Origin of the sequence: Sphingomonas mali NBRC 15500 (assembly GCF_001598415.1) — a bacterium.
GTDB classification, from domain to species: Bacteria; Pseudomonadota; Alphaproteobacteria; order Sphingomonadales; family Sphingomonadaceae; genus Sphingomonas; species Sphingomonas mali.
Map to the genome: position 1 here is coordinate 1 of NZ_BCYX01000021.1, position 12,623 is coordinate 12,623.

The 12,623-nt window shown below is 63.9% G+C and carries 9 protein-coding genes; 3 read left to right on the plus strand and 6 right to left on the minus strand.

The window, feature by feature from the left end:
• Positions 1–20: 20 nt before the first annotated feature.
• Entirely contained in the window at positions 21–719 is a 699-nt protein-coding gene (locus tag SMA01S_RS15115; protein ID WP_066824041.1) for an NnrU family protein, read from the minus strand.
• A 37-nt stretch (positions 720–756) separates the two neighbouring features.
• Entirely contained in the window at positions 757–2,568 is a 1,812-nt protein-coding gene (locus SMA01S_RS15120; RefSeq protein ID WP_066824044.1) for a peptide MFS transporter, read from the minus strand.
• Positions 2,569–2,717: 149 nt separating this feature from the next.
• On the opposite strand from SMA01S_RS15120, the gene SMA01S_RS15125 reads away from it, so the two are divergent.
• From SMA01S_RS15125 to SMA01S_RS15135, 3 genes are all read left to right on the plus strand, one after another.
• The gene (locus SMA01S_RS15125; protein ID WP_066824245.1) at positions 2,718–3,296 is read left to right on the plus strand and encodes a nitroreductase family protein; all 579 of its coding nucleotides are present in this window, start codon (positions 2,718–2,720) and stop codon (positions 3,294–3,296) included.
• Positions 3,297–3,335: 39 nt separating this feature from the next.
• Positions 3,336–3,689: a GntR family transcriptional regulator gene (locus SMA01S_RS15130; protein ID WP_066824047.1), complete on the plus strand. Its 354-nt coding sequence runs from the start codon at positions 3,336–3,338 to the stop codon at positions 3,687–3,689.
• 75 nt (positions 3,690–3,764) lie between these two features.
• Positions 3,765–4,325: an Ivy family c-type lysozyme inhibitor gene (locus tag SMA01S_RS15135; RefSeq protein ID WP_157093970.1), complete on the plus strand. Its 561-nt coding sequence runs from the start codon at positions 3,765–3,767 to the stop codon at positions 4,323–4,325.
• Between the two features lie 306 nt (positions 4,326–4,631).
• Here SMA01S_RS15135 and SMA01S_RS15140 read toward each other — a convergent pair whose 3' ends face one another.
• The 4 genes from SMA01S_RS15140 to SMA01S_RS15155 form a co-directional block, all read right to left on the minus strand.
• Positions 4,632–7,352: a M16 family metallopeptidase gene (locus SMA01S_RS15140; RefSeq protein ID WP_084250342.1), complete on the minus strand. Its 2,721-nt coding sequence runs from the start codon at positions 7,350–7,352 to the stop codon at positions 4,632–4,634.
• A gap of 65 nt (positions 7,353–7,417) precedes the next feature.
• Complete coding sequence (locus SMA01S_RS15145; RefSeq protein ID WP_066824055.1) at positions 7,418–10,840, minus strand: TonB-dependent receptor; 3,423 nt, start codon at positions 10,838–10,840, stop codon at positions 7,418–7,420.
• 103 nt (positions 10,841–10,943) lie between these two features.
• Positions 10,944–11,906 (minus strand): FecR family protein, encoded by a 963-nt coding sequence (locus SMA01S_RS15150; RefSeq protein ID WP_169804248.1) that lies wholly within the window; start codon positions 11,904–11,906, stop codon positions 10,944–10,946.
• Positions 11,903–12,379 carry an RNA polymerase sigma factor gene (locus SMA01S_RS15155; protein WP_066824061.1) on the minus strand — a complete coding sequence of 159 codons (477 nt, stop codon included), beginning with the start codon at positions 12,377–12,379 and terminating at the stop codon, positions 11,903–11,905. The genes SMA01S_RS15150 and SMA01S_RS15155 overlap by 4 nt, the downstream gene beginning before the upstream one ends.
• Between the last annotated feature and the right edge of the window lie 244 nt (positions 12,380–12,623).

Sequence of the window (12,623 nt, forward strand, 5' to 3'; positions counted from 1 at the left end):
CCCACAAGAGGAGAAGGAATTTACGTCCCAATCCAGCGCCATATCCCCGCCGGCATGCCCGCCAGCGGCAAATGCGCCCAGGTCGCGGCGAGCCACAACGCTATCCCGCCAAGCGCCGGCACGACACCGGCGGGCGTGAACTTGACGCGTCCGCTGAGGATCGCGCCGAGCGGCCAGTAGCTGGTATGCGCTTCCCACGCCCGCCAGGTGTCGGGCTGGAGCTTTTCCTTCTTCCTGTCCTGCAGCGCGGCGCCGACCAAAGCGAGGATGATGATCGTCTTGGCTAGGACAATGTTGGCAGGCGTCGGCGCGACCAGGATATGCGCCACGCCCCAGAGCGCGAAGCTCCACATCATCGGGTGCCGCGTCACGCTGAACACGCCGCGCGGCTCGGGCGGAGCGCTCGAAGCGCGCGGTGGGCCAGGCAAAGCCGGATTGCCGAGCAGCGACCCCACGAACATGATGCTCGCGAAGAACATGATGACGGTCGCGGTGATCCACAGCCCGTCGCCCACCGCCCAGAACGGCGCCTCCGCCGGCACCGCGCGGAATGCCAATGCCAGCCAGCCGAACGTCGCCAGCGCGACCAGCGAATAGACGCCCTGGAAGGGCAATTCGCCGATCGCGCGGACGATCGGGGCACGCAGCGGATGCGACAGCAGGAAATGCGACCCGACGAACGCGGCCGCGGCGGCGATTTCCCAGCATAACGGACTCATGACGACCTCTCCCCGACCGTTTCGGGGAGAGATTACATCACTGCACCCCGTGCATCCACTTCTTGAGCGGCCAGGACAGCAGCAACAACAACACGCCGAGCCCGATCGCCACCAGCGCGATCATCGTGAAGGTGTGCGTATAGGTGTCGAGGCTGACCTTGAGATTGGTGACCTGGCCGCCGACCGTATCGACGCTGGCGAATTGCGCGACGACGCCGGCGACATATTGCGCGACCGAGATCGACAGGAACCACACCCCCATCATCAGCCCGACGACCCGCGCGATCGACAATTTGGTGATCATCGAGAGGCCGACCGGCGAGATGCAGAGCTCGGCGATCGAGTGGATCACATAGAGCCCGGCGAGCCACCACAGACCGACCTTGAAGCTGCTGTCGGCGAAGGTCGAACCCCAGACCAGGAACAGGAACCCGGCGCCGACCCCCATCAGCGCGGCGGCGAACTTGATCGGGATCGACGGCTCCCAGCCGCGCCGCGCAAGCCAGCCCCACAACATGCTCATGAATGGCGCCAGCAGCACGATGGCGATCGGGTTGAAATTCTGCGTCTGGGGCGCCGAGAGCGAAAACCATCCGAACACGCTGCGGTCGGTATTGCGATCGGCGAACAGGGTCAGGCTCGATCCCGCCTGTTCGAACAGGGTCCAGAACACGACGTTGAAGATGATCAGTACCATCGCCGCGACCATCATCTCGCCTTCCTTGCGGCTGCCCTTGATGAATGACCAGATCAGGATGCCGGGGACCGAGACGATGAAGGTGCCGAACAGCAATTTGCCCATCAGCGGGAGCGACGCGAGATAGCCGATGAAGCCCGATCCCGCGGCGGGTTCCTCGGCCTGCATCAAATTGACGAACAGGAAATAGACCACCGGCACGGCGACGATCGCAAGCACGTAGATCAGCATCGCGCGGTCGGGCCCGTCGCGCGTCGGCGGATTGCCATAGGCGTCGAGCCGGCCGCCATGATAGCTGATCATGAAGAACGAGATCACCATCGCCACGCCGGCGAGTCCTAGCCCGAGCGGCCAGCCGAAGCTGTCGGCGAAGATCGCGCAGAGGAACTGGCCAAGGATGGAGCCGGTGTTGATCCCCATGTAGAAGATGGTGAAGCCGGCATCGCGGCGACGGTCGCCTTGCTCGTAAAGCTCGCCGACCATGGTCGAGATATTGGGCTTGAAGAAGCCGTTGCCGACCGAGATCAGCGACAGCGCCATCAGCAGGATCATCGTCAACAGCGGATTGCGCTCGGCGCCTTCGGAAAAGCTGTCCTTGGCGAGGTGGCGGACTTCCTTGCCGTCGGCGGCGAGCAGCGACATGCTGCCATCGTCATTGCCGCGCATGGTCAGCTTCTGGCCGCCATCGACCAGATAGCGGGCTTCCTTGGGATCACTGGTCGGCGTGTCGCGGAAATTGTCGACCACCACCTCGTAGCGCTTGCCGTCGATCACCTGATAGGGCTTGGCCGGCTGGCCGCCGAAGGCGAGCGTGAAATAGCCAACCGCCATCATCAGCGCGCCGAACCGCACCGCGCGTTTCGAGCCGAGATATTGGTCGGCAAGCAGGCCGCCGACCAGCGGCGTGAGGTAGACCAAGGCGGTATAGCCGCCATAAAGACCGGTCGAGGCGCGGTCGCCGAGGATGAAATGCTTGGTGAGATAGAGCGTGAGCAACGCCCGCATGCCGTAATAGCCGAACCGCTCCCACATCTCGGTGCCGAACAGCCAGAATAGCGGCTTGGGATGGCCGAACCACGTTCCCTCCGCCGCTGGATTGGTGTGGGTGATGTCCGGCTCGCGCGGATTGTCCGCGGTCGGGGTGTCCACCATGCATTCGCTCCCTGAATTCTTGCTCCCGCCGTCGAAGAACGCGGCGAGTGGATGAACGGAGAGTAGCGGCAAAGCGAGGCGAGTAAATATACCGAGGGCGGACCACCGACGCCGTTGCCGGTGGCCATGCGTGACCCTAGATGGCGGCCATGTTCAACGACCGTTCCACGCCGCTTTCGCTGCTGTCGACCCGCCGCTCGGGCAAGCCGCGCGACCTGATCGCGCCCGGACCCGACGATGCGCAGCTCGAACAGATCCTGGAGATCGCGGCGCGCACCCCGGACCATGGCAAGCTCGCGCCATGGCGCTTCGTGATCGTGCCCGCCGACAAGCGTGCCCGGCTCGCCGAGGTGATCACCGCCGCCTATCGCGCCGAGCGGCCGCAAGCGGCGCGGCTGGAGATCGAAGCGCTCGAGCAATTCGCGACCCAGGCGCCGACACTGGTCGTGGTGCTGTCGTCGCCCAAGGTCGACAGCCATATCCCGCTTTGGGAACAGCAATTGTCGGCGGGCGCGGCGGGGATGAACCTGCTCCACGCCGCGCATGCTCTGGGATTTGCGGGCGGCTGGCTGACCGGCTGGGCGGCCTATTCGGACGCGGTGCGCGATGCGTTCGGCGCGGAACCCGAACGGGTGGCCGGGTTCATCTTCCTCGGCACGCCGGTCAAGCAACTAGAGGAAAGACCACGCCCCGACCTGCAAAAGATTATTTCAAATTGGCAAGGGTAATTGACTGGACTCTTTTCACCATTGCTGTATTAATGCAGCATGGCACTTAGCAATGACGACAGCCCGGTTTACATCCGGCTGAGGGGCACGATCTCGGCGGCGATCCTGCGCGGTGAATTTCGTGCGGGCGACCAATTGCCGTCGGTGCGCGCGCTCGCGGCCGAACACGGCGCCAACCCGCTGACGGTGGCCAAGGCCTATCAGAGTTTCCAGGACGATGGTTATGTCGAGGTCCGGCGCGGGGTCGGCATGTTCGTCCTGCCGGGCGCGGCGGAAAAGCTCCGCATCGCCGAGCGCGACCGCTTCGTGACCCAGCAATGGCCGCGCATCGCCGATTATATCGAGCTGCTCGGGCTCGACGCCGCCGACCTGATCGAGCGCGAACGCGCCTGAATTTAGGGCCGGATTTCCGGCCCTTGCCATCGATCGCCGCGGCGCACATGCTGGTCCTCTCTCGAGGAGATGGTCATGGTCAGATCGACGCTCGCCTTCTTTACCCTGCCGCTCGTCCTGCTCGCCGGCTGCGCGCCGCCGACCGCTACCGTGACCAATAACGTCACGGTGGAAACGACGACGACCGACACCGACATCATCGCCGCGCCCGCCAACACCGCGACCGCGATGCCCGACAATGCCGTCGCGCCGCCCGCCGGGGCGCCGTCGCTGGCCGCTTATGCCGGCAAGTCGCCCTACGACAAGGTCGCGGGCAAGACGTTCACCGAGACCGATGCGGTCAAGGCGGCGATCGCCGCGTCGGGCGCGAGCGCCGAGGCGCGCAAATGGCTGGCCAATACAAACGGACCAGCGAGCCCGATCGTGCTGCAGAACGGCAAGCTGGTGATGAACGAATGCCAGGAGCACAATTGCGGCGACCATAATTGGACGATCGCGATCGCCCCCGACGGCACCGGACCCGAAATCTGCTATTACGACATGAAGCTGGGGCCCAAGCCGCAATGGTTCGTCGACGGCAAGGCGGTCGACCGTGCTGCGGCCGGGGACGAGGGGTGTATCCAGTCGGAGCATTGAGCGGCGTCGTTCGGGACGAAAGCTGATCGCGCTCCCGCGATAACAAGGCACCTCGGCCTGCGCGCACCGCCATTGCCATGCTAAGTCGTGAATGATGAGCGGGGATAACTGCTAAGCGCCCAATTCCAGCCGTTCTCGCCGATGTTGACCGACCCGATAGCTGTCGTTCGTTCAAGTGCCACGCAAGCTGCAGGAGTTGGGTGCGAAGCCGCCACACGCGGAAAGCGGATTCGACACCCGCAATCGGTCTCGATCAGCAGAGATGCCGGTATGCAACCCAGCATCTCTGCGGGCCTTTCGAACGGCTTACCGCAGCCGGTGTCCCTCGGGGTCCCACACCTCAACCGGGCCCAGGTTCAGCGCCTTCACCTTGGCCTCGATCTTCGACAAGTCGCCAACGACGACCCAGGTCAGCGTGTCAGGATGCAGCAGCTGGGCGATGTCGGTGACGGCGGCGGGGCGCAGGTTGGTATATTTGGCCGGCAGCGTCGTGATCCAATCATAGGGCCGGCCGAACCGGTTCACATATTGGAGATAACCGACCATCGCCTGATTGGTTTCGAACTGACCGGGCAGCGCTAATACCTGGCCTTTGCCGATCAGGTCGATCTCAGCCTGCGTCGCGGGCCTATCCTTCCGGATCGCGCGGAGTTCCTTGTCGATCTCGCTCAGCGCTTCGGCGGTCTTGTCGGTCTGGATGCTGGTCGTGACACCGAACGCTTCCGGCCCGCGGGCTTCGTCGATGTAACTGCTCGCGCCATAGGTCCAGCCCTTGTCCTCGCGCAGGTTCATGTTGAGGCGCGCGGTGAAATTGCCGCCGATCACGTCGTTCATCGCCTCGATGTCGAACTCCCGAGGGTCGCCGCCTTGCGCGATGATCTGGCCGACGCGGATGACCGACTGGATCGCGCCGGGCTTGTCGATCAGGACGATGCGCGGAGCCTTGGTCTCCGCGATCGTGCCGAGCGTCTTGGTGCCCTTCGGCGCGGCAGGCGCCGTCCAGGTGCCGAACGATTTTTCAAGCGCGGCCTTCAGCGTCGCCAGATCGGTGCCGCCCGATGCGTAAATCGTCGCATTGTCCGGTCGGATCCAGTGCGAATAATAGTCGAGCACATCGGCACGAGTGATCGACTTCAGCGCGTCGGCGCGGCCGCCGAGCGGCACCGCATAGGCATGATCAGGCCCGTAAAGCAGGTTGGCGAAGGCGCGGCCGGCAATGTCGTTGGGATCGGCTAGCGACTGCGAGAGTGCGGAGAGCCGCATCGACCGCTGCCGCTCGAGATCGGCCGCACGGAAGCCGGGATTGCGAATCTCGTCCGCCCAAAGGGCGACGCTGTCGACCAGCGCTCGTGGCATTGCGGACAGCGCGAAGCTGGTCGTGTCGACGTCGCCGGTCGCGTAGATGCGTGCGCCGAGCATTGCCTGGCGATCGGCGAATTGCTGGGCGGTCAGCGTCCCGGTGCCTTCGTCCATCGCGCCGAGGGTAAAGCCGTTGATGCCCCGCTTCGCGCCCTGCTCGGACGCGCGGCCGGCGTCGAACACCATGGCTAGTTCAACGGTCGGTGCCTGCGGCCGTTCGGCGAGCACGACGCGAATGCCGTTCGAAAGCCGGGTCTCGCGCACCTCCGGCAGCTTGAGCGCGGGGGAGGGGCCGAGCGGCGGCAGCTTGGTGCGATCGGCGGTATCAGCGACCGCCTTGTTGGCGCCGAACGGCAGGACGGTCAGCGTGTAGGATGGACGCTTCAGCCAGTCACTGGCGGTAGCCTTCACGGCGGCTGCGCTCAGGGCCTGCGTCTTGCGCTGATCGACGGCATAGTTGGCGGGGTTGCCGGTGAACACCTCACCGTCGGCCAGGGCCATGGCCCGCACATAGATCGACTCCATCGCGCGGGCATTGTCGGCATAGGCGCTGGCCTTGACCCGCTCCAGTTCGGCCGGCGTCGGTCCGGTGGCGAGGAAGTCGGCCAGTACCTGGCGCGCGGCCGCCTCGGCGACGGCGCGGTCGACGCCGGGCTTCAGCCGAAGGTCGATCGAGAAGATGCCGGCGACGGCATAGGCCGCATAGCTGGCCGATGCCGAGGTCGCGAGCTGCTTTTCCTGGACGAGAATGCGGTAGAGCCGCGAGCTCTTGCCGCGGCCGAGCATCTGGCCAGCCAGTTCCAGTGCCGGCGCCTCCGGCGTGCCGCGGCCCGGCACTGCCCAGTTGAACGCGATCGCCGTCTGCGGGACGTCGTCAGTCATCACTTCGGACTGGTCGCGGGCGAGCGCGGGGACCCAGGCGGTGGTGCGGCTGATCGGCTGGCCGGTGGGCACGCTGCCGAAATATTTCAGCATCAGCGTCTTGGCCTGATCGACCGTCACGTCTCCCGACAGCGAGACGACCGCGTTGGTGGCGCCGTAATATTGCGCGAACCAGCCCTTCACGTCGTCCAGCGACGCGGCGTTGAGGTCCTCCATCGAGCCGATCGTCGGATGGTGATAGGGGTGGCCGATGGGGAACAGCGCCGCGGCCTCGTGCTGATCCATCAGGGCATAAGGCGTGTTCTCGCGCGTGCGCTTCTCGTTCTGGACGACCTTGCGCTGCTCATCGAGCTTGGCCTGGCTGATCGCCCCGGACAAATATCCCATGCGATCGGATTCCAGCCACAGCGCGCGCTCCAGACCACCGGTCGGCACGATCTCGTAATAATAGGTCTGATCGAGCGACGTCGCGCCGTTCACGCCGGACACGCCGATCTCCTGCAGCGGCGGCATATATTCCTTGTCGTAATGCTGCGACCCGTTGAACATCAGGTGTTCGAACAGATGGGCGAAGCCCGACTTGCCCTGAGGTTCGTTCATGGACCCGACGTGATACCAGACCGCGACCGCGACCTTGGGGGTCGTGTGATCCTCATGCACCACGACGCGCAGGCCGTTGGGCAGCGCGAATTCCGCATAGGGGACTACTTCCTGCGCGCGGGCGGGAACCATTGCCGTGGACGAGGCCAGCGCCGCGGCAAGGGCAATCAACGTGAAGGCTTTCATCGAAGGATTCCTGAAGCATGGTGCCCGGCCATGCGCGCGCACGGCCGGGTGTGGTTGGGGAAGGTTCAGAAGCTGAGGGAGGTGCCGATCTTGAACTTGCGGCCGCCCAGATACGTGGCGCGGGTATAGTATCCGGCCTGAAGCTGTTGGACGTCGGGCGTGCCCACGCCCTTCAGGAGGTCCGATGCCTCAACATAGATGCGGTAGCGCCGGCGCTTGTCGAGATAATATTCCCCACGGAAGTCGAGGGTGTGGACGCCCTTGTCGTAGACGCTCAGCCCACGCGGAATGAAGTTATCGAGCACCGACGACTGAAAGCTGTAAGCGAGTGTCGCGTCGATTCCATATTTGTTATAGGTCAGCGAAACCGTTCCGGAATGCTTGGGCTGCTGGTTGAACGGCAGGTTCGAGAATTGGTAGATGTTGTTCTGCCCGGTCGGGGCATAGGCCCAGCTATATTGCTGCCACCGGCTCGACTTGGTGTAGGTATAGTTGGCGAAGATGCCGAATCCGCTCAGTGCGCCGGGCAGGAAATCGAACCGGCGTTCGATCTGCCCCTCGATCCCCCAGATCTCGGCGATGTGATCGCTGTTGATCGGCGAGCCGCCGTTGATGAAGTAGTTCTCCGGATGGGCGGGATCGAAATAGGGCGCGCCCTGGAAATATGGGCTGTCGGGCAGCGTGATGTTGGCGAGGTTGGCCGGACCGTTGGTCTGGTTAGCCTGGAGCAGGTTCTTGATCCGCTTGTAGAACAAGCCGAGCTTGATGATGCCGATCTTGTCATAATATTCGGCGTTCAGGTCGAAATTGTTCGTGATAGCAGGCTTCAGGTTCGGATTGCCCGAGCTGATCTGCAGCACCGGCTTGACTCCGTCCGGCCCCGGAATCGGGATGTTGATGAAGGTGATCCGGGTCTGGGTCGACAGCTGTCCAATCTGCGGCCGGGCGACCGACATGAAATAGCCGCCACGAAAGATCAGTTTGTCGCTCTGCCGATAGTTGAACAGGACGCGCGGCAGGAAATCGGCGGCCGTCGTCCGTTCGGTCACCAGCTTGCTGAACTTGTTCTGGAACGCCAGGTCGACACCGAAACCGCCACCATCCTCCGGCAGGATCGGGCCGATATAGGTGGGGAAGATCAGGTTGGTCGCGCTGAGATCGGTGCGATTGTAGCGGACACCGCCGATGATCTCGAGCTTGCCGAACTGAAACCGGGTCTGGATGTAGGCGGCGTAATTGTCTTCCTCGGTCGATTGCTTGTCCTGGCCAGCAGCGGGCGCGATTGGCATCAGCGTCAGGTTCGGGTCACGCGCGATGAACTGGTCGATAGTGTCGAGGAAATTGACCAGTGTGCCTTCGCTCATCGCAGTGAAGTTCGCGCCGTTGACGCCGATCCGGCCGAGGTCGGTCGGCGTGAAGGCGAGCCCCAGGTCGGCCACCGATGCGCCGCCGCCAAATTGCGTTCGGACGAGGTTGCTCTTGAAGGTCGTCCGCTCGTACCGTCCGCCGATCTCGATATATTTGAGCGGCCCGAGGTCGATGCTCCACCGCGCGCTCAGATTGGCGGTATAGCGATCGTTACTGCCGGTAGTGGTGTCGATCTGGCCGGTGCCGTCGTCGATCGTATAGAGCGACGGATTGTTGATCAGCGCCCATCCCGTGCTGCTGAGAAGCGGGATCGGGATGCCCGAGCCGCTGCGCTGCCCGAAGGGGGTGACGATGTAACCAAGCTTGGGATCGGTCGCGGCCGGCAAGAAATCGCTCGCTTGCGCGTCGGTGTCCGGCATGCGCAGGTCGAGCACCGTGCTGCGCCCATGATCCTCGCTGCCATGCGCATAACCGAGCAGGTAGGTCAGCCCGATCTTGCCGAAGGTCGATTTGCCATTGAAGCTGTAGGTGTCGGTGACGATCCGCGCATCAGGATCGTAAGAATATTGCTGCTCGCGCTGGAGGCCAGCATTGCCGGGCGTCAGATCGAGGTGCAGAGCGGAGATCGCTTGGCCGCCCGGTATATCGGAATATTCGCTGAGGCCGCCAAAGATGTCGGTCAGCGAATAGCTCGTGCGCGTGACTTGCGAATGCTGGTAGTCGAATTTCAAGTTGGTGCCCGCGCTAACCTGCCATTCGGCCGACAGCGTCGCCGCGAGTGTAGACTGCTTCACATGGTTGAAGCTCGTCTGCAACTGCGTGACATAGGCACCCGTGTCGCCCGGCACGAACGGAAAGGTGCTGCGCGGGTCCAGGGCGTCGTTAGTCTCCAGCGTCGGCTGGCCATCCGGGGCATCGGGCAGGAAAGCGCCGAACTTCGTGACCGTGCCATAGCCGATGTTGCGCACCGAGTTGCGGCGGTACTGGACCGACGCGCTCAGGCCGAAATTGTCTTTGCTGCCGAACCGGCCCGCCACCGTGCCCGATACGAGGAAGTCGCGGCTGAAGTCACTGCCGCTGCCGCCACCCTCGACCTGCAGGTTGGCATAGCGATGCGGGCGGTTGAGCGGCGAGAGCGTCTCGATCTCTACGAGGCCGCCGGTACCGGCGCTGTCCTGGCTGGGGAGAAGGCTCTTGCTGATCGTGATCTTGCTGACCGAGTCTGCGAGCAGGTTGCTGAGATCGGCGGAACGGCCTGTGCCGTTGCCGACGGGCAACTGAAGCCCGTTCAGCTTCACATTGTTCATGTCGGGGTCGAGACCGCGGACGATCACGTTGGTACCGTCGCCGGTCACGCTATCGCGCTGGAACGAAACACCCGGCGCGCGGCGGAGCGCATCCGAAAAGGTGGTGCCAGTGAAGTTGCCGAGGTCGTCGGCCGAAATCACGTCGGAGTTGTTCTCGGCCGCGCGCTGCAGGTTCAGCGCGTTCGCGCGAGCGCTGCGGGTGCCATAGATCACGATGGTGGCGTCGTCCTCTTTGCCTTCGGCAAGGGACAGGTTGAGGTTGACCGATTTGCCGGAACCGACGCGGACGCGCTCATAGAGCGTCTCGAAGCCCAGGAACGAGATTTCCAGCGTGTATTCGCCGGCTGGCAATTCAGCGAAACGGAAATTGCCGTTATTGTCGGCGGTGGTGCTCTGATTGGTCTCCACGATCCGCACCAGCGCACCGGCAAGAGCGCGGCTGCCATCGGCTCGCGCCAGATGCCCGCTGATGCCGGAATTGCCGCGGGCGGCTCGTCCCGGACCGCCCGGAGCGGACACGACGTACGAGCCGCCTTTCGTGACGCTCAGGGTCAAGCCGCTGCCGCGGAGCAGCGCCTCATAGGCGTCGCGTGGCGAGAAGGAGCCGTGCAGCGCCGGCGACGTCTTGCCGCGCACCGCCTGCATATCGAACACGATGTTGGTACCGGTCAACGACGCGACCCGGCTCAACGCGGCATCGAGCGACTGCGCCGGAACGTCGAGCGAAAAACGTGCCTGCGCATAAGCGGCCGGCACGTATCCAGCCACGCTGCAACTCGCGGCAAGCGCCGCCAAGATCAATTTCGATCGCATTGATTCCCCCGAAGGCGCGTGCCCATCGGCGCCTCATTGGGATAGACGATTCCGCATCGCGAAACCGACATGGCCTCGAAATAAAAATGTAATTGGGAAGTGATCAGCGCACTAAATGCAACGTATCGCCCGACTTTTCGACGCGAAGATTGTGCAGCGCAGCAACGGCCTGAGCGAATTCCTGCGGGTCGTTGGTGGCGAACACGCCGGACACGCGAAGCGCCCCTACCTCCGGGTCGTCGATCACCAGCGGCGGTCCGCCGTACCGATTCAAGTCGGCGGCTGCCGCGGCAAGCGGCATGTCGGAGAACATTGCCTGGCCACGCCGCCACGCCGTCGCGACATCGGCGGGCTGCTCATCCAGCTTGGCCGGGGCGTCGCCGGTCGAGGTCAGGCGATCTCCGGGAAGCATCACGGTCGGCGAGGCAGGGCGGCCGGAAACGGCGCGCGTGTCCGTGACCTGGATCTTCCCCTGGATCAGCGTGACGACCACGTCGTCGCCGGTCCGTCGCACGATGAAGCTGGTGCCGACCGCACGCACCAGCTTGGTCCCCGCGTGGACGATAAACGGCCGTGCGGTGTTGTGCGCCACCTCGAACATCGCTTCGCCATAATCCAGATCAACGCGTCGTTCGTCGGGCTGATAGCGAACCCGCACGCTGCTGTCGGTATTGAGGGCAATGCGGCTGCCGTCGGTCAGGGTGGTGACCTTCTGCTCACCAACGGCGGTGGTGTAGGTCGGCGCACGCGAGAGCCACACAGTCACGCCGACCACAAAAACGAGCAGCAGCGACGCGGCAAGGGCGAGCTGGCGCCCACCGAACGCGGGAGGACGGGCGATGCGTGGGCGTGCTGCAACCTTCGGCCGGTCGTCGGCGGTCAGCATCGCGCCCGGAATGATCGACCAGATATCGGTGGCGCGTTCGAATGCTTCCTCGTGCGACGGGTCGCTGCGCAGCCAATCCTGAAACGCCGCGTCAGTCTGCGCGACGCGAGCGTCGCCCTGCAATCTGGCGACCCAGGCGGCGGCTTCGGCGGCAGCACGAGTGGATGCTTCCGTGTTCACCACCCATCCATCCACTGAACCAGTTGCAGTGTCGCGCGCGCTATCTGCTTTTCGACCGCGGCGACGGTCATTCCCTCGTCGGCGGCGATTTCCGCATAGGTCGCGCCTTCTAGCCGTCGGCGAAGCAGGATTCGACGCGTCCGTTCGGGCAGCGCGTCGATACCGACCTTGGCGTGGCGCAACCGTGCACGCTGCTCGATCACATGCGCGGGATCCGGCCGCGTGTCTGCGATCGTCCCCGGATCCTCGACATGAGCGAACGGCGAACGCCCCTCGCGACGATTGCGATCGATCGACAGGTTGACGGCAGTTGTCACCAACAATGCCTCGCGCGATCGTGCCCCGTGCTGGCGTTCGAAATGCTCGATCTTCAGAAATGCTTCCTGCACAAGCTCTTCAGCGTCCTGCTCGGGGACACCCCGCCGGATCAGCACACGCCGCGCTTTCGATAGCATCGCGGTGAGCGCCGACATCGTACCCTCAGCCTCTTAGACGACCGAAGGGCCAAAGCCCGACAAAGCGGGCTGAAAAACACTGCAGCGGCGATTCATGACATCTTTGTGCGTCAAAACTTTCCCGGCTTGCAAGGCTGGATGGCTGGCCAGTGCTCGTTTTGGAAGTCACGCGCTCAAATGACGCTCTTGCGTATTCTCGACAGTTCAACGTTGTCTAGGTCATCGGCTCATTCAAGCGATGCCGATGATGCTGATCGTCGTG

Bases quoted from the DNA above. Each gene is read 5' to 3' on its own strand.
- SMA01S_RS15115 (WP_066824041.1), bottom strand. From the start codon at position 719: ATGAGTCCGTTATGCTGGGAAATCGCCGCCGCGGCCGCGTTCGTCGGG.
- SMA01S_RS15120 (WP_066824044.1), bottom strand. From the start codon at position 2,568: ATGGTGGACACCCCGACCGCGGACAATCCGCGCGAGCCGGACATCACC.
- SMA01S_RS15125 (WP_066824245.1), top strand. From the start codon at position 2,718: ATGTTCAACGACCGTTCCACGCCGCTTTCGCTGCTGTCGACCCGCCGC.
- SMA01S_RS15130 (WP_066824047.1), top strand. From the start codon at position 3,336: ATGGCACTTAGCAATGACGACAGCCCGGTTTACATCCGGCTGAGGGGC.
- SMA01S_RS15135 (WP_157093970.1), top strand. From the start codon at position 3,765: ATGGTCAGATCGACGCTCGCCTTCTTTACCCTGCCGCTCGTCCTGCTC.
- SMA01S_RS15140 (WP_084250342.1), bottom strand. From the start codon at position 7,352: ATGAAAGCCTTCACGTTGATTGCCCTTGCCGCGGCGCTGGCCTCGTCC.
- SMA01S_RS15145 (WP_066824055.1), bottom strand. From the start codon at position 10,840: ATGCGATCGAAATTGATCTTGGCGGCGCTTGCCGCGAGTTGCAGCGTG.
- SMA01S_RS15155 (WP_066824061.1), bottom strand. From the start codon at position 12,379: ATGTCGGCGCTCACCGCGATGCTATCGAAAGCGCGGCGTGTGCTGATC.